The 19,747-nt window shown below is 69.9% G+C and carries 19 protein-coding genes and 1 riboswitch; of the genes, 4 read left to right on the top strand and 15 right to left on the bottom strand.

Features of this window, described 5'->3' with window-relative positions:
- Positions 1 to 4 precede the first annotated feature (4 nt).
- On the bottom strand, positions 5 to 1,315 hold the full coding sequence (locus tag CJ014_RS12915; RefSeq protein ID WP_100080884.1) for a cobyrinic acid a,c-diamide synthase CobB: 1,311 nt from the start codon (positions 1,313 to 1,315) through the stop codon (positions 5 to 7).
- A gap of 74 nt (positions 1,316 to 1,389) precedes the next feature.
- Between CJ014_RS12915 and CJ014_RS12910 the strand changes: the two genes are divergently transcribed.
- Positions 1,390 to 2,505: a cobalt-precorrin-5B (C(1))-methyltransferase gene (locus CJ014_RS12910; RefSeq protein ID WP_100080883.1), complete on the top strand. Its 1,116-nt coding sequence runs from the start codon at positions 1,390 to 1,392 to the stop codon at positions 2,503 to 2,505.
- On the opposite strand, the gene cobM is transcribed toward CJ014_RS12910, so the two are convergent.
- The 3 genes from cobM to cbiE are packed head-to-tail and all read right to left on the bottom strand — an operon-like array spanning position 2,502 to position 4,878.
- Complete coding sequence (gene cobM, locus CJ014_RS12905) at positions 2,502 to 3,284, bottom strand: precorrin-4 C(11)-methyltransferase (protein ID WP_100080882.1); 783 nt, start codon at positions 3,282 to 3,284, stop codon at positions 2,502 to 2,504. The genes CJ014_RS12910 and cobM overlap by 4 nt on opposite strands.
- Entirely contained in the window at positions 3,281 to 3,661 is a 381-nt protein-coding gene (locus tag CJ014_RS12900) for a cobalamin biosynthesis protein (RefSeq protein ID WP_165790834.1), read from the bottom strand. The genes cobM and CJ014_RS12900 overlap by 4 nt, the downstream gene beginning before the upstream one ends.
- Positions 3,658 to 4,878 (bottom strand): precorrin-6y C5,15-methyltransferase (decarboxylating) subunit CbiE, encoded by a 1,221-nt coding sequence (gene cbiE / locus CJ014_RS12895; RefSeq protein ID WP_100080880.1) that lies wholly within the window; start codon positions 4,876 to 4,878, stop codon positions 3,658 to 3,660. Before cbiE ends, CJ014_RS12900 begins: the two co-directional genes overlap by 4 nt.
- A 19-nt stretch (positions 4,879 to 4,897) precedes the next feature.
- Here cbiE and CJ014_RS12890 point away from each other — a divergent pair, with 19 nt between their 5' ends.
- Positions 4,898 to 5,656 (top strand): cobalt-precorrin-6A reductase, encoded by a 759-nt coding sequence (locus CJ014_RS12890; protein ID WP_100080879.1) that lies wholly within the window; start codon positions 4,898 to 4,900, stop codon positions 5,654 to 5,656.
- On the opposite strand, the gene cobJ is transcribed toward CJ014_RS12890, so the two are convergent.
- Genes cobJ through CJ014_RS12855 form a run of 7 tightly spaced genes read right to left on the bottom strand, consistent with a single transcriptional unit; the run spans position 5,632 to position 13,693 of the window.
- Positions 5,632 to 6,399 carry a precorrin-3B C(17)-methyltransferase gene (gene cobJ, locus CJ014_RS12885; RefSeq protein ID WP_100080878.1) on the bottom strand — a complete coding sequence of 256 codons (768 nt, stop codon included), beginning with the start codon at positions 6,397 to 6,399 and terminating at the stop codon, positions 5,632 to 5,634. The two genes, CJ014_RS12890 and cobJ, sit on opposite strands and share 25 nt — an antisense overlap.
- Complete coding sequence (locus tag CJ014_RS12880; RefSeq protein WP_100080877.1) at positions 6,396 to 7,127, bottom strand: precorrin-2 C(20)-methyltransferase; 732 nt, start codon at positions 7,125 to 7,127, stop codon at positions 6,396 to 6,398. The genes cobJ and CJ014_RS12880 overlap by 4 nt, the downstream gene beginning before the upstream one ends.
- On the bottom strand, positions 7,124 to 7,750 hold the full coding sequence (locus tag CJ014_RS12875) for a precorrin-8X methylmutase (protein WP_100080876.1): 627 nt from the start codon (positions 7,748 to 7,750) through the stop codon (positions 7,124 to 7,126). Before CJ014_RS12875 ends, CJ014_RS12880 begins: the two co-directional genes overlap by 4 nt.
- Complete coding sequence (gene cobG, locus CJ014_RS12870; protein WP_100080875.1) at positions 7,747 to 8,967, bottom strand: precorrin-3B synthase; 1,221 nt, start codon at positions 8,965 to 8,967, stop codon at positions 7,747 to 7,749. The genes CJ014_RS12875 and cobG overlap by 4 nt, the downstream gene beginning before the upstream one ends.
- The gene (cobN, locus tag CJ014_RS12865; RefSeq protein ID WP_100080874.1) at positions 8,964 to 12,290 is read right to left on the bottom strand and encodes a cobaltochelatase subunit CobN; all 3,327 of its coding nucleotides are present in this window, start codon (positions 12,288 to 12,290) and stop codon (positions 8,964 to 8,966) included. The genes cobG and cobN overlap by 4 nt, the downstream gene beginning before the upstream one ends.
- A gap of 12 nt (positions 12,291 to 12,302) precedes the next feature.
- Entirely contained in the window at positions 12,303 to 13,331 is a 1,029-nt protein-coding gene (gene cobW, locus CJ014_RS12860) for a cobalamin biosynthesis protein CobW (protein ID WP_100080873.1), read from the bottom strand.
- Positions 13,328 to 13,693, bottom strand: coding sequence for a DUF1636 family protein (locus tag CJ014_RS12855; protein WP_100080872.1), 366 nt, complete (start codon positions 13,691 to 13,693; stop codon positions 13,328 to 13,330). Before CJ014_RS12855 ends, cobW begins: the two co-directional genes overlap by 4 nt.
- A 91-nt stretch (positions 13,694 to 13,784) precedes the next feature.
- A riboswitch (cobalamin riboswitch) is annotated at positions 13,785 to 13,987 on the bottom strand.
- 310 nt (positions 13,988 to 14,297) lie between these two features.
- On the opposite strand from CJ014_RS12855, the gene CJ014_RS12850 reads away from it, so the two are divergent.
- Positions 14,298 to 16,526: a transglycosylase domain-containing protein gene (locus CJ014_RS12850; RefSeq protein ID WP_165790833.1), complete on the top strand. Its 2,229-nt coding sequence runs from the start codon at positions 14,298 to 14,300 to the stop codon at positions 16,524 to 16,526.
- A gap of 141 nt (positions 16,527 to 16,667) precedes the next feature.
- Here CJ014_RS12850 and CJ014_RS12845 read toward each other — a convergent pair whose 3' ends face one another.
- The 3 genes from CJ014_RS12845 to CJ014_RS27555 all read right to left on the bottom strand — a co-directional run bounded on the left by CJ014_RS12845 (position 16,668) and on the right by CJ014_RS27555 (position 18,235).
- The gene (locus tag CJ014_RS12845) at positions 16,668 to 17,417 is read right to left on the bottom strand and encodes a M48 family metallopeptidase (protein ID WP_100080871.1); all 750 of its coding nucleotides are present in this window, start codon (positions 17,415 to 17,417) and stop codon (positions 16,668 to 16,670) included.
- Between the two features lie 108 nt (positions 17,418 to 17,525).
- Complete coding sequence (locus tag CJ014_RS12840; protein ID WP_245427299.1) at positions 17,526 to 17,909, bottom strand: DUF2852 domain-containing protein; 384 nt, start codon at positions 17,907 to 17,909, stop codon at positions 17,526 to 17,528.
- 77 nt (positions 17,910 to 17,986) lie between these two features.
- On the bottom strand, positions 17,987 to 18,235 hold the full coding sequence (locus tag CJ014_RS27555) for a hypothetical protein (protein ID WP_133121848.1): 249 nt from the start codon (positions 18,233 to 18,235) through the stop codon (positions 17,987 to 17,989).
- 213 nt (positions 18,236 to 18,448) lie between these two features.
- Between CJ014_RS27555 and CJ014_RS28305 the strand changes: the two genes are divergently transcribed.
- On the top strand, positions 18,449 to 19,162 hold the full coding sequence (locus CJ014_RS28305) for a cold-shock protein (RefSeq protein ID WP_100080869.1): 714 nt from the start codon (positions 18,449 to 18,451) through the stop codon (positions 19,160 to 19,162).
- 170 nt (positions 19,163 to 19,332) lie between these two features.
- Here the strand turns inward: CJ014_RS28305 and CJ014_RS12830 are convergent, their stop codons facing one another.
- Positions 19,333 to 19,695, bottom strand: coding sequence for a cupin domain-containing protein (locus tag CJ014_RS12830; RefSeq protein WP_100080868.1), 363 nt, complete (start codon positions 19,693 to 19,695; stop codon positions 19,333 to 19,335).
- Positions 19,696 to 19,747 lie beyond the last annotated feature (52 nt).

Below are 19,747 nucleotides of genomic sequence, written 5' to 3'. Positions count from 1 at the left end.
CTCCTCATTCCGTCCTTGCGATAACGTGAAAGAAACTGCCGCTCACCCGACCGCGCCGCGATCCATCCGGCGCCGGCGCGCCGCCGTGGGCATCAGTGACTTCGGCAAGCGGGGCATCATCGCCGGTCGCCAGGATCGTCGCATAGTGGAACTCGTGACCGGTGAGCATGGCGCCGGCCGGCCCGAGCGGCCCGTCGGAAAACAGCTTTGCCCGGCGGTAGCCGAGATGCAGGCGGCGCTTTTCGTAGCTGGTTTCGAGGCCGAGCAACCCGGCCATGACGTGACAGGTTCCGCCCGCATCGACGAGGCCCTGCCCCAGCACCATGTAGCCGCCGCATTCGCCGTGCACCGGCTTTGCCGCCGCAAACGCCCGGAGACCGGCGAGAAAGCCATCCGCCGCCGCGAGGACGCCGGCATAGAGCTCGGGATAGCCGCCCGGCAGCCAGCAGACGTCGGCGGTGGGGTCGGGCACTTCGCCGGCCAGCGGCGAAAACGGCAGGATCTCGGCGCCGGCCGTCCGCCAGGCGGCGAGATGGTGCGGATAGACGAAGCTGAAGGCGGCATCGCGGGCCAGCGCGATGCGCTGGCCGGGCGGCGGCAACGGCGGCGCGTCGCCGCCCGGCGGCGGCGCGACGTCGTCGCAAAGACCGATCAGCCTGTCGATGTCGATATGCCGCTCGACGAAATCGGCGAGCCCTTCGAGCCGATGGCGAAGATCGCCGGTCTCCTCAGCCTGGACGAGACCGAGGTGCCGTTCCGGCAATTCGACCGTCGCCTCGCGCGGCAGAGCGCCGAGCACGGCGAGGCCGAGCGCCTCGATCGCCTCGGTGCAGAGCCGGCGATGACGCTCGGAACCGACGCGATTGAGCACGACGCCGAGGATCGTCAGTCGCGGATCGAGAAGCCTGGCGCCGAGCGCCACGGCGGCGGCCGAGGTCGACTGGCCCGTCACGTCGAGCACCAGCAGCACCTTGAGGCCGAGGGCGGCGGCAATGTCGGCCGACGACCCGGTGCGGCCGATCTCGTGGCCGACGCCGTCGAAAAGGCCCATCAGCCCCTCGGCCACCAGCACGTCGGCGCCCTCTGCCTGGCGAGTGGCGAGGCCCGCCACCTGGGCCGGCGTCATCGCCCAGCTATCGAGATTGACGCCCGGCCGGCCGGCGGCGGCGGCGTGAAAGGCCGGGTCGATGTAGTCCGGCCCGCATTTGGCCGGCGCGACCTTCAATCCCTGCCGGGCAAGCGCCGCCATCAGCCCGAGCGACACGGTCGTCTTGCCGGCGCCGGAGCGCACCGATGCGATCAGAAAGCCCTTCATCGCCGCCTCACCTTTCCCCTTGACCCGATAGCAGACAGCGCCGACCTTGTCGCCCGAAAGGATCGGGCGGCTCGATGGCGGATGCGGACAAGGCAGCGGACGGCGGAACACCGCATCTGAGGCGCGGCTGGACCACCGGCAGCTGCGCCACCGCGGCGACCCGCGCCGCCTTCGAGGGTCTGGTCGGCGGTCACTTTCCCGACCCGGTGACGGTGACCCTGCCGGGCGGCCAGAGACCGGCTTTCGCGCTGGCGATTACCGCCGGCGGCGACGGCTGGACACGGGCCGGCGTGGTCAAGGACGCCGGCGACGATCCCGACGTCACCCATGGCGCCCTCGTTGTCGCGACGGTGCGGCCGGCCGCGAGGGGCGCCGGCCTGGTGTTCCGCGCCGGCCCCGGCGTCGGCACTGTCACCCGCCCCGGCCTGCCGCTCGCCGTCGGCGAGCCGGCGATCAACCCGGTGCCGCGCGCCATGATCGCGCGGACGCTCGACGAGGCGCGCGCCGTCCTCGGCGGCCCCGAGGACATCGAGGTGGAGATTTCGGTCGACAACGGCGAGAAGCTGGCCGAGCGGACGCTCAACGGCCGGCTCGGCATCGTCGGCGGCCTCTCCATCCTCGGCACTACCGGTATCGTCGTGCCCTTTTCCTGCGCGGCGTGGATCGCCTCCATCCAGCGCGGCATCGACGTGGCGCGCGCCTCGGGCTTCAGCCATGTCGCCGCCGCGACCGGCAACACCTCCGAGCAGGCGGTGAAGGCGCTCCACGGTCTCGACGACATCCAGTTGATCGACATGGGCGATTTCGTCGGCGGCACGCTGAAATATTTGAGGAAAGCGCCGGTGCCGCGCGTGACGCTGGCGCTGGGCTTCGCCAAGGGGGTGAAGCTCGGCCAGGGCCTTCTCGACCTGCATTCCAAGCGCGGCAGCGTCGACCTCGACGTGCTTTCGGCAATCATTGCCGACCTCGGCGGCGGCGCCGATCTCGTTCGGGCCGTCAACAACGCCAACACCGCCCTGGAAGCGCTGACGCTCTGCCGTGCCGCCGGCATCCCGATTGCCGAGGCGGTGGCCGAACGCGGCTTCGCCACGGCGGCCGCGCTGATCGCCGGCAGCGGCATGGCGCTGGAAGTGGCGCTGTTCGACCGGAGCGGCGGGCTGCTGGCCAGCACCGGCTTCCGGAAGGTCTAGTCCTCGCCCTCCCCGGCCCGGGAATCGCGGCCCCGGAAACGGCGCTGATAGTCGGCCGAATAAAGGGCGCTCGCCCGGAAATCCTCGGCGCCGAGCACCCGGCCGACCAGGATCAGCGCCGTCCGCTCCATCGGCGCGTTCTGGAGGTCGCCGAGAATGCTGGCCAGCGTTCCCTTGACGATGCGCTGGTCCGGCCAGCTCGCCCGGTAGACGACGGCGACCGGGCACTCGGCGCCGTAGAAGGGGATGAGCTCCGCGACGATGCGGTCGACGACATGGATGGAAAGATGGAGGGCGAGCGTGGCGCCGGTGGCGGCGAAGGCCGACAGCGTCTCCTTCTCCGGCATGGCCGAGGCGCGGCCGGAGGTGCGCGTCAGCACCAGCGATTGGCCGACCTCCGGCAAGGTCAGCTCGCGGCCGAGCGCCGCCGCCGCCGCCGCAAAGGCGGGAACGCCAGGCGTCACCGTGTAGGGAATGGCGTGCCTTTCCAGCAGGCGGATCTGCTCGCCGAGGGCGCTCCACACCGAGAGGTCGCCGGAATGAAGCCGCGCCACGTCCTCGCCGGCCCGCTCAGCCCGAAGATATTCCGCCTCGATCTCCTCGAGCGACAGCGGCGCCGTATCGACGATGCGGGCACCTTCGGGACAATGGGCGAGAATGGCCGGCGGGATCAGCGAACCGGCGTAAAGGCAGACCGGCGAGGCGGCGATCAGGTCGCGGCCGCGCAGCGTCAGGAGGTCGGGCGCGCCGGGGCCGGCGCCGATGAAATGCACGGTCATTCTGAAACCTCCTCGGCCACGGCAACGGTGACGCCGCCCGCGGCGCGGCGCGGAACGACGAGGCGCCCCCGGCCGGCGAGGGCGGCGAGCGCCGCGGCCTCCGCCACCGATGCGACGCCGAAGCGGGCGAGCGCGGCCGGCGACGGCGTGACGAGGCGATCGGCCACGGCGGCGAGCGCGTCGCGCGAGAGGAAGACGAGCGGCAGGGCAAGTCTTTCGGCGGCTTCGCTCAATCCCGCCTCGCCGCGCTTGTCCTCGATGGTGAAGAGGCCGGCGGCTGGCGCGAGGCCGGCTGTCGCCGTCTCGATCAGCCGGACGATCGCCTCGGCCGACACGCCCTGCCGGCAGCCGACGCCGATGGCCAACCGGCCGCTCACGGCTTCACCCAGGTCCACTGGACCACCGGCAGCGCCGGCCGCAGCGCGTGGAAGCCGCCGATGCGGTCGAGCCGGGAGATGGCGATCTGCGTCAGCTCGCCGCCGAGCCGGGCCTGCAACGCGAAGACCTCGGCCGTCGTTTCCACCGTCACGGCGTTGATCACCAGGCGGCCGCCGGATCTGAGCCGGCCGAGACAGGCGTCGACGACGCCGGGATCGCCGGAGCCGCCGCCGATGAAGATCGCATCGGGATCGGGGAGAGCGTCGAGGCCGGCCGGCGCCCTGGTTTCGATCACCTGCAGGTCGGGCACGCCGAAGGTCAGGGCATTGCGGGCGATGCGGGCGGCGCGTGTTATGTTTTCCTCGACGGCGAAAGCGCGCAGCGAAGGGTCGCACAGCATCCACTCGATGGCGACCGAACCCGAGCCGGCACCGACGTCCCATAGCGTCTCGCCGCGCGTCGGCCTGAGCGCGACGACGGTGAGCGCCCTGACCTCGCGCTTGGAAATCTGGCCGTCGTGCTCGAACCAGTCGTCGGGAAGGCCCGGCGTGAAGGGAATGACGCGGGCGTCGGGCTCGCCCTCCACCTCGACGGCGACGAGGTTGAGCGGGTCGATATCCTCGATGCCGAAGGCGCCAGCCAAGGCCGAGCGGCGGCGCTCCCTTAGGCCGCCCATCGCTTCGAGCACGGTGAAGCGGCTCTTGCCGAGGCCGCGCGCGTCAAGCAGCGCCGCCAGCCGTGCCGGCGTCGTGCCGTCCCAGGACAGCGCCAGCAGCCGGGCGCCCGGCTGGACATGCGGCAGGATGCGTTCGAGCGCCCTGCCATGCAGGCTGACGCGGACGACGTCCTGCCCCGGCCAGCCGAGCCGGGCGGCGGCCAGCGCGAAGGCGGAGGGCGCCGGCAGCACCGTCATTTCCCGGGGATCGACGATTTCGGCAAGGAGCGAGCCGACGCCGTAGAAGAAGGGATCGCCGGAGGCGAGCACCGCCACCGGACTGCCGCGGCGGGCGAGAATGGCCGGAAAGGCGTCCCCGAGCGGCGACGGCCAGGCAAGGGAAATCGCCGGGTCGGCCTCGACGAGATCGAGATGACGGCGGCCGCCTACGATGAAACCCGCTTGTGCGATCGCCGAAACTGCCGCAGGAGAGAGACCGTCGAGACCGTCCTCTCCGAGGCCGACGATCGTCAGCCAGGGTGAAAGGGAGGTTTCAGCCATGGGGGACTCCGCAAGACCGATGCGCATTCTCGTCCTGGGTGGAACCACCGAGGCCTCGCGCCTCTCCGAGCGGCTGCAAAAACGCCGGGACATCTGGGCGCTGCTGTCGCTGGCCGGCCGCACCCACGAGCCGGCGGCCCAGGCGCTCAACACCCGCGTCGGCGGTTTCGGCGGTATCGAGGGCCTTGCCGCCTTCCTGCGCGACCAGCGGATCGACCTGCTGATCGACGCCACCCATCCGTTCGCCGCCCGCATCTCGGCCAACGCCGTGGCGGCGAGCGAGACGACCGGCGTGCCGCTCATCCGCTATACGCGCGAGCCGTGGAAGCCGGTGCCGGGCGACAACTGGCTCGAGGTGCCCGACCTCGACGCCGCCTGCGCGGCGCTCGGTCCCGAGCCGAAATGCGTGTTTCTCACCGTCGGCCGGCTCGGCCTTTCCGCCTTCGAGGCGGCGCCGCAGCATCACTATGTCGTCCGCTCCATCGATCCGCCGCACGAATTGAACCTGCCGGACTATCGGCTGCTGCTCGAACGCGGACCGTTCGACGAGGAGTCGCAGGCCCGGCTGATGCAGGCCGAGCGGGTGGAGATCATGGTGACCAAGAATGCCGGCGGCGACGCCACCTACGGCAAGGTGGCGGCGGCCCGGCGCCTCGGCCTGCCGGTGATCATGGTGGCGCCGCCCGAGCCGGTCAGCGTCACCACCTATCACGAACTCGACGACGTGATGGCCGACATCGAGGCGCGGCTCGCTCATGCCGCCCCTCCCCCCGCCTGACGCGGGCTGAGGATCCAGGGCGTTCCGCCCGGCCGGTCGATCAACCGGCTTTCCGACGAGCCGATGATCACCAGCGTCGCCATGTCGACGATCGACGGGTCGGCCTCGGCAAGCGTCGTCACGACAATCCGTTCGTCTGGCCGGCCGACGGCGCGGGCGAAGGCAACCGGCGTCGAGCCGGCTTTCACGTTCCTCAAGAGATCGAAGGCATCGAAGATGCGGGTCGGCCGCGCCTTGGAGGCGGGATTGTAGAGGGCGACGACGAAGTCGCCGGCGGCGGCGGCCCGCAAGCGTCTTTCGACGAGCGTCCAGGGCTTGAGATTGTCGGACAGCGAGATGGCGCAGAAATCGTGGCCGAGCGGCGCGCCGAGCCGGGCGGCCGCCGCCTGCATGGCGGAAACGCCGGGCATCACCGTCACGGACAGGTGGCGGGCGGCTGCGTCGGCCTCCACCGCCTCGACGACGGCCGCCGCCATGGCGAAGACGCCGGGATCGCCGCCGGAGACGACGGCGACGACGCGGCCGGCGCTAGCCAAATCGATGGCGAGGCGCGCCCGTTCGAGCTCGACGCGATTGTCGCTGCCATGCCGCATCTGGCCGGGCCGCTCCGGGCAGCGGGCGAGATAGGGCTGATAGCCGACGAGGTCGGTCGCCCGTTCCAGCGCGGCGCTCGCCTCCGGCGTCCGCCAGAACTCGGGGCCGGGGCCGAGGCCGACCACCAGGATTTCGCCCGCTCCGCTCATGGCCGCCTGCCCTCGCCGCCGATCAGGATCAGGGAGAAATAGGGCGAGGCGTCGTCCGCCTTATCGGCGAGCGGCAGCACGACCTCGCCGTCCATCGAGCCGCGCTCGATGTAGATGGCGCGATGAGCAAGACCGGCCCGGGTGATCGCCCGCCGAACCTTCGGGAAATTGGAGCCGAGCTTCATGATCACCGCCGCGTCGGCGCCTTGGAGCCGGGCGGCAAGATCGTCTTCGGAGAGCGTGCCCGGCAGCACGGCGAGGACGTCGTCGCCCCAGGTCATCGGCAGGCCGGCGGCCGACGCGCAGCCGGAGAAACCGGTGACGCCCGGCGTGATCCGCACCGGAAAACGGTCCCTGAGGCGTATGTAGAGGTGCATGAAGGAGCCGTAGAACAGAGGATCGCCCTCGGCGACCAGCACCACGTCGCGGCCGGCCGCCAGATGCGCCGCCAGCGCCTCGGCCGCCTCGGCGTAGAAGCCGCCGACCTCGCGCACATAGAGAGGATCCGAAAAGCTCATCTCGGTGGTGAGCGGGTAATAGAGCGGCAGTTCCTCGGTGTCCGGCCGGACGTAGGGCGCGACGATGGTACGGGCGTGGCCGCGCCGGCCCTTCTTGGCGAAATAGGCGAGGACGGGCGCCGAACCGATCAGCCTCGCCGCCTTGACGGTGACGAGTTCCGGATCGCCGGGGCCGACGCCGACACCGTGGAGCGTTCCGAGGTTGGTCATTCGCGATCGCTCGCCAGCGCGTTGACGGTGGCGGCCGCCATGGCCGAGCCGCCCTTCCGTCCGCGCACCACGATATAGGGCACACGACCGTCTGATATCAGCGCTTCCTTGGATTCGGCGGCGCCGACGAAGCCGACCGGCATGCCGATCACCGCCGCCGGCCGGGGCGCGCCGGCATCGAGCATTTCGAAAAGATGGAACAGGGCGGTGGGCGCGTTGCCGATGGCGACGACGGCGCCCTTGAGGCGTTCGCCCCACAGCATCATGGCCGCCGCCGTGCGGGTGTTGCCGATGGTGAGCGCCAGCGTCGGCACGCTGGGGTCGTCGAGCGTGCAGATCACGTCGTTGCTGGCCGGCAGGCGGGCGCGGGTGATGCCGTTGGCCACCATGCGGGAATCGCAGATCACCGGCGCGCCGGCCTGGAGTGCCGCTTTCGCCGCCGCCACGGCGCCGGGACCGAAGGCGAGGTCGGCGGCCACTTCCACCATGCCGGCGGCGTGGATGACGCGGACGGCGACCTTTTCCTCCTCGGGCGCAAAGCGGGCGAGGTCGGCCTCGGCGCGGATGATGGCGAAGGAGCGGCGGTAGATTTCCGCGCCGTCGCGGATGTAGTCGTGGCTCATCTGTCAATCGTCCCGGAACGGAAAAGCGCCTCGACCGCCTCGGGCGAAAGGCCCGTGTGGCGAGGAGGATCGGTTGGCCTGCCGTCTAGCACGAGGTCGAGGCCGCCGTCACGGCCGACCAGCGTCACCGCGTGGGCGGCGGAACTGGCGCAGCCCTTTTCGCAGCCCGAGACGTGCAGCCAGACGCCGTGGCCTTCGGGTTTCAGCGCCGCGAGACGGCGGGCGAGGCCGCGCGTCTCGATGCTCGCCGAACCGCAGGCCGGCGCGCCGGGGCAGGCGGCGACGGCAAGGATCGGATCGTCGGGCCGGGTGACGAAACCGGCGTCCGCGAGGCGTGGCAGGATATCCGCGGTCGCGCCCGGCAACAGGACGGCGCGGAAGGGCGTCAATCGGATATCGGACACGGCGAGGTCGGCGAGGAGACAGAGCTGACCGGCGGTCAGCCGGCCGAAGGGCAGGCCGGCGCCAATATGGGTCGGGAGGGCGCCGATCAGCGGCGCGGTGCCGGGAGGGCGAGACGGCGCGACGCCTGGCACTGCGAGCCCGGCGGCGGCGAAAACAGCTTCGGCACCGACATGGGCGACCAGCGCCGCCATGCGACGCGGCGGCGGATCGATGTCCGGCGCGAGGTCGAGAAAGGCATGTGCGAGGCGAAGGGTGGCGGCCACCGCCGCTTCGGGTGGCAACTCGACCACCCGAATATCGCCATCGAGCGAAATCGCCACATCGCCATTTGCAAGCCGCAGGCGCACGTCGGCCGGCACGTCGGCAAGGCCGAAGCGACCACCGTCGTCGATCGAGAAGCCGAACTTGCCGGGCAATGCGCGGAGAAAATCGTCGGCGACGAGCGCCGCTTCCAGTTCATGCGCCAGCGCGAAGGCATCGCCCTCGGCCGTGTCGTCGAAATCGGAGAGAGGAGAGGCGACGACGTTGCGTACCGCCTCGGCGCCGGCATCCGCGTCGAGGAGGCCAAGATCGGCGAGCTCCGTTTCCACACCGGCGAGACGATCGTCGCGGATGCCCCGGATCTGCAAGCCGCCGCGCCGGCCGAGGTCGAGCTCGCCGTTGCCGTGGCGGGCGGCGAGGCCGGCAATGGCACGCGCCGTTTCCGGCGCCAGGCGGCCGCCGGTGATCCTGAGGCGCACAATCAGGCCGTCGCCGCTCCGCATGGGACGGCGCGCGCCGGGACACCAGCCGCGAACGAGGGTGTCGCTCATTTGAGGCGCGCCTCCGTGTCGGCGAGGCGGGCGGCCACCGAATTGCGGCGGAGCGCCCAGGCGCCCCGGTCGATCACCTTTCTGAGCCGCAGAAGCGTGTCGCGGGCCGCCGCCGGGTTGGCGTCGATGAGGAAATCGCGCACCCGGTCGTCGCCGAAGGTGGCGTCGAACAGCCGGTCGAAATGCCTGAAGTCGACGGCATCCGACAGCGTGGCGAAGGCGCAGAGATTGGCGACCGCCTCGCAGATCTCGGCGGCACCGCGATGACCATGGCGCATCTGCCCGGCGATCCAGCGCGGATTGGTGGCCCGGCCATGGACGACGCGGCCGATTTCCTCATCGAGCGTCCGCACCTTCGGCGCATCGCCGGTGGCATCGACGTGATAGAGCGCCGCCCGACCGCCCAGCGTCCCGGCCGCCGCCGCGAAGCCGCCCTCGTGAGCGGGAAAGGCGTCATTGGAAAGGAGATCCTGGCCGTCGAGATCCTGCACATGAACGAAGGCATCGGCGGCGGCGACGCGCGCCGCAAAGCCGGAGGGATCGGCAGCGTCCGCCTCGCCCGCGTAAGCATGGCCGGACGCGGCGAGATAGGCGTCGGCCAGCGCGCTCCGGTCGGCGGCGAGATCATCCGGCGTCATCTCGCCGAGGCCGCTGCCGAAGGCGCCGGGTGCTGCGCCATAGATTCGGGAGGGCGCGGCATCGCGGCAGGCGGCGAGCGGATTGGTGTCCACGTCCTCGTCGAGCGCCGCCACAGCCTTCACGGCCTGATCGAACAGGGCGATCTGGCCGGGGAAAACGTCGCGGAACAGGCCGGAGACGCGCAACGTCACGTCGACGCGCGGCCGGCCGAGCCGGGCGGGGGCGAGCACCGTGAAGCCGGAGACCCGGCCGGACGCGGCATCCCAGGTCGGCCTGACGCCCATCAGCGCCAGCGCTTGCGCGATGTCGTCGCCGCCGGTGCGCATCGACGCCGACGCCCAGACGTCGAGCACGATGGATTTCGGCCAGTCGCCATGGTCCTCGACGTAGCGCGCCACGACTTCCTCGGCGGTGCGGGCGCCGATTTCCATGGCGGTGCGCGTCGGCACGGCGCGCGGATCGATGGCGTAGAGGTTGCGTCCGGTGGGCAGCACGTCGAGCCGCCTCGGACCCGGCGCGCCGGAGGGACCCGGCGCCACCCGCCGGCCGTCGAGGGCGGACAGCAGACCCTCGCGCTCGGCTCTGGCCGAGGCGAGGAAGGCGCCGGCCGCCGAAAGGTCGCCGCCGAGCGCGTCGAGGTGGGCGGCAACGCGGGTTTCGTCCGGCGCCCGGCCGAACACGTGCAGGCCGTCGGCGATGCGCATGTCCTTGACGTCGCAGATCCAGGCGTCGAGCCGGGCCAGCTTGTCGGCCGGATCGAGATCGGCGGAAAGGCCGGCCGCCTCGGCGATGCCGGCGGCCTCCGCCTTGTCGGTCAGCACGGCGGCGAGGTGCTTGGCCCGCCGGGGATCGAGGGCCTGGGCATTGGCGAATTCGTCGACCAGCATCTCGATGTCGGCGATGTCGCCATGGGCGCCGGCACGGGTGAGCGGCGGCGTCAGGTGGCCGAGCGTGACGGCGGCGATGCGGCGCTTGGCCTGGGCCGCCTCGCCGGGATTGTTGACGATGAACGGGTAGACGACCGGCAGACCGTCCGTGAGCGCCGCCGGCGCGCAGTCGCCGGAAAGTCCCGCCGCCTTGCCCGGCAGCCATTCGAGCGTGCCATGGGTGCCGAGATGGATCATGGCCTGGGCAGCGAAGCCATGCCGGAGCCAGAGATAGAAGGCGGCGTAGGCGTGACGCGGCGGAAGATTGGGATCGTGATGGTCGGCGACACGGGCATCGGACCGGCCGCGATCGGGCTGCACGGCGACCACAAGATTACCGGCGACGATCGCCGCGAGGCGGAAAGCGCCTTCCTTCACCAGCGGGTCGGCCTCCGGCGCCCCCCAGGCCGCCGTCATCGATGCGCGTAGCGCCTCCGGCAACTCCGCGAACCAACGGCGGTAGTCGGCAATCGGGATATCGATCGTTGCCTCGCCGCCTTCCAGCGCGGCTATCAGTGCCTTTTCGTCCGGCAGCGGACCGATGTCATAGCCGGCCACCCTCAGATCGTCGGCGATGGCGGTAAGCGAGGCCGGGCCGTCGAGGCCGACGGCATAGGCGGTGCGGCCGCCCTTGCCGGAATAGTTGGAGAGCACGAGGCCTATGCGCCGTTCGGGGCGCGGCGTCTTTCTCAGCCGTATCCAGCCGTCGACGAGACGGACGAGGCGGGCGATGCCCTCGGCATCGGGCCGATGGCGGATCGGCGTGTATTCGAGCGCCTCGGCACGGTCGGCCGGCGCCTTGAAGCTGACGACCGGGCCATCGAGCCGGCCGTCGACCTCCGGCAGCACCACGCTCATGGCGAGATCGGTGGCCGACAGGCCGCGCGACGAGGCAACCCAGACCTCGCGCGACAGGGTGGAAAGGGGAGCCTGGATCACCGGCACGTCGGCGGCGTCGAGAAGCGTCGTGCCATCGTCGCGGCGAGCGGAGAAGGCGGTGCAGTTGACGATCGCGTCCGGCTGGAAGGCGGCGATGGCCTCGCCGAGCGGACCGGCGACTTCCGGGTCCTTCAGCGAGGTGACCCAGACCGGCAGCGCCGCGAAGCCGCTCGCGGCCAGCGCTTCGGTCACCGCATCGATCGGCGCGGCGTCGCCGGCATTGACCAATGCCCGGTAACCGACGACGAGCACCCGCCGGTCGCCATTGCCGCCCACCCGAGGAAAGGCACCGAAGGCCGGCTGCGGCGCCGGCTCGGCCCAAGCCGTGGCCCGCCCCAGCCGGGCGGCGACGAAGGCGAGGGCCGACGCGACATTGTCTGGCCCACCGAAACCGAACCAGCGCGTCAGAAGATCGAGATCGTGCGCCGGCAGCGTCGATGCGGCGGCAAGACGAGGGTCGGGGCTGTCGTCGCCGGGGATCAGCGCCAGATCGATGCCCTTCGAGCGCGCCAGCATCGACAGCTCGTCGACGCCGTAGCGCCAGTAGTCGGCGCCGCCGAGCAGCCGCACCAGCACGAAGCGCGCCTTCGACAGCACCTTCTCGAGATAGAGGTCGACCGAATAGGGATGGCGCAGCGCGGCAAGCGAGGCGAGGCGGAGGCTCGGCGCCTCCGGCCCGAGCCGGCCGTGCATGGCGGCGATAAGGCCGAGGTCGCTGTCGGAGAAGGACAGCACCACGATCTCGGCCGGGGTCTGGCCGAGATCGACCGCCGCGACGCTATCGTCGAGCGAGCGAATCTGTTCGGCCAGAATGTGCAAGGGTTATCCTCCTCAGGCGAGGGCGGCGCGCACGGCCGCCTCGTCGATGCCCTTTTCGCCGATCACCACCAGCGCGCTGCGGCGCGGCCCGGCCGGCCAGGACCGGTCGAAGGCATGGCGGAAGCGGCCGCCGACGCCCTGCACCAGGAGGCGCATCGGCTTGCCGGCGATTTCTACGAAGCCCTTGATGCGCAGGATGTCGTGCGCCTCGGCCACCGCCTTCAGCCGGGCGATCAGGCTGTCCGGATCGCCGGCGGCGCCGATCTCGACGGCGAAGGTCGAGAAGTCATCGTGATCGTGCTCACCGAGGCCGTCGTGGTGGCTTGGCCGGCTCGCCAGATCGTCTTCGGCGGCAGCGGCGAGACCGAGCAGGATTTCCGGTGCGATCTCGCCCTCGGAGGTCGGCACCACGCGCACCGCCTTCGGCAGCGAGGCGGCAATGTCCCCGGAAACGCGCGCCAGTTCGTCGGCCGTGAGCAGGTCGGCCTTGTTGAGCACCACGAGGTCGGCGGCGAGAAGCTGGTCCTCGTAGACCTCCTCCAGCGGATTGTCGTGATCGACCGACGGATCGTCCTGCCGCTGGGCAAGCACGGCCTCGGGGTCGTCGGCGAAGCGGCCGGCCGCCACGGCGGCGGCGTCGACCACGGCGATGACGCCGTCGACGGTGAGGCGGGCGCGCACGTCCGGCCAGTCGAAGGCCTTGATCAGCGGCTTGGGCAATGCGAGGCCGGAGGTCTCGACGACGATATGGTCGGGCCGGCGCGGGCCGCGGGTCAGCGCCTCGATGGCCGGCAGGAAGTCGTCGGCGACGGTGCAGCAGAGGCAGCCGTTGGCGAGCTCGACGATCGCCTCCTCCGGGCAGTCGGCGGCGCCACAGGCCTTGAGGATGTCGCCATCGACGCCGACGTCGCCGAATTCGTTGACGATGAGCGCGAGACGGCGACCGCCGGCCCGCTCGATGACGTGGCGGATCAGCGTCGTCTTGCCGGACCCGAGGAAGCCGGTGACGATGGTGACGGGGATTTTCGGCTGGGCGTTCATCGGCGGGTCTCCGGCTGCGGCGGGATGCAGGCGACGAGGCCCGATTTCAGGAGCGGCGGCCGGTCGCGCCAGGGCACGCGGCCATCGTCGCTCGATGCGTAGAGCGCGGCGGCGGCGGCGACTTCGTCGGGATCGGCCGCGTCGGCCGCGACATAGGTCCATTTGTCCGGCGCCGCCAGGGCAACGGTGACCGGCCGTTTGCAGACCGACAGGCAGTCGACGCCGGAGAGCCGGATGTCGCTCCGCCCTGCGAGCCGGTCGGCGAGGGCAGCATGGAGACGGGAGCCGGCCCGGTCGGCGTCGTCATCTCCCGCCGCCCGGCAACCGAGGCAGACGTGCAGGGTGATCGGCGGCGCCGTCATGGCCGGCGCTCCGGAAACGTCAATGGGCGGCGGCCGAAAGCCGCCGGGGCAAGCGTCATGATAAGGTCCTTTCCCGCCCCACCGGCGGTCCCGACATCCGTGCGCGGCGGTAGGTCTCCTGGCTCGCGGTTCGTCGCCGGATACGGCCTTCCCGGTCTTCCGACCAGTGGCACGCTCAGCATCCGGCTCGCCGCTCACAGTTGCGGGGGCAGCCGCGGCTTTCGGGAGTTGCCCGATTCCGCGTTCCCTTTTCGCCCTCCTCAGGGAAGAGGGACCGTCGCGCCCGGCCATTTGCGGCTTGTTGCGAGGTAAAGTCAATCGAGCGGCAGAGGGGTTATCCTTAACGCCCCCTTAAACCGCCACTTTCGGTCGCCTCAGTCGCCGGCGGGCATCCCGCCCTTGGCTTCCGCTCCGCTTTGTGCCTGACGGGGCGATGCTCGCCACGTCAGGCCCGCTTCGCGCGGCGCCGCTTGGCGCCGAAAGCCGCCTCACGAGATATGGATGCCCAGTGTTATCCTTTACGCCCCCTTAAACCGCCGCATTTAGGATGAATCGGATGCTCCACGGGCTGACGTGGCCCGGATGGAAGGAGTTGCGGCGGACGATGCGGAGCGACAGACGGAACATCCGACGCGAACGGGCCGAGCCGACGTTCGAGGCGCCGGCCCGCGACGGCGATTTTTCCGCCCGCGAGGGTGATCGCTTCACGCCGCCAAGAAGCCTGCCCAATTCGCGCGGCGGCCGGTCGGCGCGCTCTGAACGGATCGAGCCCAGCTTTGACGACGAACAGCGTGATGGCGAGGAGGCGGAGATGGCCGAACGGCAACCACGTCGCCGCAAGTCCTCCAAGCGTCCGGCGAAGCGGAGCCGGCGTTCCGGCATGGGGCTGGTCGGCCGCCTGATCTACTGGGGTGCTGTTCTTTGCATCTGGGGGCTGATCGGCGTCGCCGGCATCATCGGCTACACCGTCGCCACCATGCCGCAAACCGACGACTGGAAGGTGCCGGCCCGGCCGCCCAACGTCGAGATCGTCGACGCCTCCGGCACGATCATCGCCAACCGCGGCGACACCGGCGGCGAGGAAGTGGCGCTGTCCGACATGTCGCCCTTCCTGCCCGAAGCGGTGGTGGCCATCGAGGACCGACGCTTCTACCACCACTTCGGCGTCGACCCGATCGGTCTTTCGCGTGCGCTGGTCACCAATCTTTTCGCCCGCTCGGTGGTGCAGGGCGGCTCGACGCTGACCCAGCAGCTCGCCAAGAACCTGTTCCTGCAGCCCGACCGCACGCTGGAGCGCAAGCTGCAGGAGGCGGTGCTCGCCCTCTGGCTGGAATGGCGCTTCTCCAAGCAGCAAATCCTGGAGATGTACCTCAACCGCGTCTATCTCGGCGCCGGCGCCTATGGCGTCGACGCGGCGGCGCGGCGCTACTTCGGCAAGTCGGCGCGCGATGTCAATCTCGCCGAAGCGGCCACCATCGCCGGCCTTCTCAAGGCGCCATCGCGCTACGCGCCGACCAATTCGCCGGAGCTCGCCGCCGAACGGGCGAAGGTGGTGCTCGCCGCCATGGTCGACGAGGGCTACGTCAGCCGCGACGAGGCGGCGCGGGCCAGGTCGGTCGGCGCGCCGTCCTTGCCGGCCCGAAACGGTTCGGCCGCCAACTACGTCGCCGACTGGGTGATGGACCTTCTGCCCGGTTATGTCGCGCGCTATCGCACCGACATCGTGGTGACCACCACCATCGACGCCCGCATGCAGGCGGCGGCGGAAAACGCCGTCCGCACGACGCTCGACAAGGAGGGCGTCAAGTACAAGGCGAGCCAGGGGGCGCTGGTCGCCGTCGACAACGACGGCGCCGTCAAGGCGCTGGTGGGGGGAAAGGATTACGCAACGAGCCAGTTCGATCGCGCCATCGAGGCGCGGCGCCAGCCGGGTTCGGCCTTCAAGCCCTTCGTCTATCTCACCGCCATCGAGCACGGCTTCACGCCCGATTCCATCGTCGTCGACGAACCGGTCTCCATCAACGGCTGGTCGCCGAAGAACTACGAGAACGAATATCTCGGGCCGGTGACGCTGACGACGGCGCTGGCCCGCTCGCTCAACACGGTGGCCGCCCGCCTCACCGCCACGCTCGGGCCGGATAGCGTGGTGCAGACCGCCCGCCGCGTCGGCATCGTCAGCCAGCTCCACGACAACCCGTCGATCGCGCTGGGCACCGGCGAGGTGACGCCGCTCGAGATCACCGCCGCCTACGTGCCGTTTGCCAACGGCGGCTGGGGCATCATTCCCTATCTCGTCGAAGATATCCGCACCAAGGACGGCAAGGTGCTGTTCCATCGCCAGGGCGATGGCCCCGGACGGGTCATTTCCGACGTGGCGGTCGGCACCATGAACCGCATGCTGTCTGCCGTCGTCACCAACGGCACCGGACAGAAGGCGCTTCTTTCCGACCGGCCTGTGGCCGGCAAGACCGGCACCAGCCAGGATTTCCGCGACGCCTGGTTCATCGGCTACACCAACGGCCTTACCGCCGGCGTCTGGCTCGGCAACGACGACAATACGCCGACCAGGAAGGCGACCGGCGGCGCGCTGACCGCACTGGTGTGGAACCGCTTCATGACAGAGGCCAGCCGCGAACTGCCGGCCCGGCCGCTGCCGGGCGTCGAGCTGGTGCCGCCGCCCACCAACGTCGGCGTCACGTTCGCAGAGACGGACGGCCTGCCGATGCAAGGACCGCAACTGCCGGGCGCCCAGCCCATGCCGCCGCTCAACGTGCCGGTCACCGAGCCAAGCGCCGAGGAAAAAGGCCTGTTGCAGCGCCTGTTCGGCAACTGATTCCAATTCGCGAAGATGCCGACGCATCCGCTCATTGAAGTCATTGCCGGTTTCTCATGCGCAGCAAGGGCATGAGAAATCGGCAAGCGGAATACCAACAGGCATTTTCAAGGCCTGTTGGTATGAGCCGTCCGGGACGCGTCACGGCAGCCGGTGCAGGCCGGCGCCGTTCGCCTTCAGCCAGGCCTTGGCCGCGTCGGTCGCCGGGCAAAGCCTTTCGCAGATCGCCCAGAAGCGGTCGGAGTGGTTCATCTCCCTGAGATGGGCCACCTCGTGGGCCGCGACGTAGTCGAGGACGAAAGGCGGCGCCATGACGAGCCGCCAGGAGAAGGCGAGCACGCCCCGCGCCGATGCCGATCCCCAGCGCGAAGTGGTATCCTTGAGGTGGATCGCCGCGGGCCGGACGCCGATCGTCCCGGCATGGCGCGCCACCGCGGCGGCGAGGTCGGCTCGCGCCTCCTTCTTGAGGTGATCGGCAAGACGGCGGCGGACGTGCGGCGCCTCGCCGGGCACCTCGATCGCCGGGCCGTCGTCGAGCGTGACCAGGCGGATCCGGCCGCGTGGCGAGCCCGTGGAAAGGACCCGGTGGACGACGCCGCGGATCGGAACGGCGGCCGGCACGTCCGGCATGTCGGGCCGGGCGGCGAGCCGCTCGGCGATCCATGCCGCATGGCGGGCCACGAAAGCCTTGGCCTCGGCGAGCGAGCCACGGCGCGGGATGGTGACGACGGCGCCGTCACCGCGTCGATCGAGCCGCAGCGTGTAGCGGCGGGCGCGGGCATTCCGCCGCACCGTCACCTCGACGACGCTGTCGCCGGCGAGGATCGGAAAACTCGCGGGCGCCGAGCGCTTCTTTTCGGGCGATTGCAGGAAGGGCAGACGAATCGGCATCACCCAAGTGTAGAGGCGGCATCGGCCATGAAAAAGCCCCCGCGCCGTTTGCAACGCGGGGGCGTATCGGCCTGCCGGTCGTGGAGGGACCCGGATCAGGCCCCGAAATCAGACCGCCGGGTTACGGCTCGCCTTGAAGCGATCGAACTCTTCCTGATCCTTGGCGCGACGCAGGTTGGCGAGGAATTCGTCGAACTCGTCGCGCATCCGGTCGAGAGCGGCGCGCTCTTCCTCGAGGCGCTTCAACTCAGCTTCGCGATAGGCATCGAAGGCGGTATTGCCGGTCGAGCCGGCGCGGTGGTGATGGAAGCCGCCGCGCTCGAAGCCGGCCCGGCGGGCGGCGCGCTCGAGATCGGGGCGAAGGTCGTTCCAGCGGGCGCGCATGCGATCCCCCCAAAGTATATAGGCAAGTACTGCCAGGCCGATCGGCCAGAAGATCACGAAACCGACGATCATCGCCGCGATGGATAGCGGATGAAAGCCGGGTCTCATCACGCAGCTTCTCATTTTTCTTCCCTTTCGGATCGTTCCGAGCAACGATACCGAAGTGGCCCCGGTCAAAGCCGCCTTCAAGAGTGGCCGAGGACTTTTTTGGGATTGGGGTTGGAACCATTCTGATCTTGCGCGAACAGGGCCGGCGGCGCGGAGACGATTCGATCGACCGGCGGCGGGCCGTGCTTGTCTTTTCGCTCCGTGCCGCGCGCCATCGACATCGACCATTTACCGTTGTTATCGCCTTTGGTCGGCGCACAGGGTGCGTCAAGCCCGTAAAAAAACGCAAAAAGTGACTTGCGAACCACCCACGGCGCGATTTTCAAGCAGCAAAAACGCTAACATCTGTGATAAGACTAGGGGTGGAGCGGTTCTGAAATGCGGGCGGTCTGGCGGGTCATTGCCGAGGCAATGATGCGATGTGCCGAGCAAAAAGACGAATTCTGCGGTGGAATAGCTCTTTAGAAACAAACTGGCTCGATGCAGCTCTCCGTGGGCATCGGTCTGGGGCTATGTTTTGGCGGAGATGAGAAGACAGAATGGGTAAGGGTAAGGATTTCCGCCCGCCGCGGCGGCGTGGCGGATTTGATGACGACATGATGCCGTCGTTCGACATTCGTCCCGAGCGGCCGGCGCGCAGTTTCGGCGGCCCTTCGCCGTATGACAGCGCCCCGCCGACCGGCCCCGTGGTCGAGGCGACGGTATCCTGGTTCAACCCGGAGAAGGGGTTCGGCTTCACCGCGCTCACCGATGGTTCGGGTGACGCCTTCCTGCACATCGGCCAGCTGCAGGCGGTCGGCCGCGACAGCGTGCCGCCGGGCGCCACGCTGAAGGTCCAGGTGGCCCAGGGCGCCAAGGGCAAGCAGGTCGTCAAGGTGCTCGAGGTCGACGAGTCGACCGCGACGCCGCAGGCGCCGCGCGGCCCGCGTCCGGGCGGCTTCGGCGGTGGCGATCGTGGCCCGCGTCCGGGCGGCTTCGGTGGCGGTGGTGGCGGCTTTGGCGCTCCGCGCCCGCCGCGCCGGTCGGTCGATACCTCCCAGGCGACGCCGCTCGACGGCACCGTCAAGTGGTTCAACCCCGAGAAGGGCTTCGGCTTCGTGGCCGGCGAGGACGGTGGTAAGGACGTGTTCGTCCATATCTCCGTCCTTCAGTCGGCCGGCATGGGGCCGCTGACCGACGGACAGCGCGTCGCCATGAAGATCGTCGAAACCCCGAAGGGGCGCGAGGCGGTCGAGATCAGCCTCCTCGACTGATCCCTGCGACCATCGGTCATTACCGGGCGGCGGCATCCCGTCGCCGCCCGAAAGTTTTTGTTTTGCAAATTGCCACCGCAGCTCAAACCGGGCGATCCCTCCGCGCCGGGCGCCCGGCAGGCGAAATCGCCGACAGGCTTCAGGCCGCCTTATTTCGATCGAGGCCGCCCTTACGGCATGCGCACCACGAACAGCTTGCGCGTCGTTTCAACCACCTCCCAGATGCCAGAGAAGCCCGGCCGCAGGATGAAGCTGTCACCGGTTCTGAGCACACGCGGCGTCTCCTTGCCGGTCTCGTGCACGATGGAGACCCCCGAGAGGATGGAGCAGAACTCCCATTCGTCATAGGCGATGCGCCAGGCGCCCGGTGTCGATTCCCAGACGCCGGCGTAAAGCTTTTCGACGTCGCGTTCCTCGACCAGCCAGGTTCGGCTGCGCGGATTGCCTTTGATGATCCGGTCGGGGTCGGGGCCGCCATCCTCCGGCTCGACGGCAGTGAGATCAAAGCCGAGGAACAGTGCATCGTCATCCATGGCGAACCTCCTCTTCTGCCGACAGCAACAACTGGCCGTGCGCCCTCATCCG

Source organism: Pleomorphomonas carboxyditropha, from assembly GCF_002770725.1.
Classification (GTDB): Bacteria; Pseudomonadota; Alphaproteobacteria; order Rhizobiales; family Pleomorphomonadaceae; genus Pleomorphomonas; species Pleomorphomonas carboxyditropha.
This window is presented reverse-complemented; position numbering and strand designations above follow the sequence as displayed.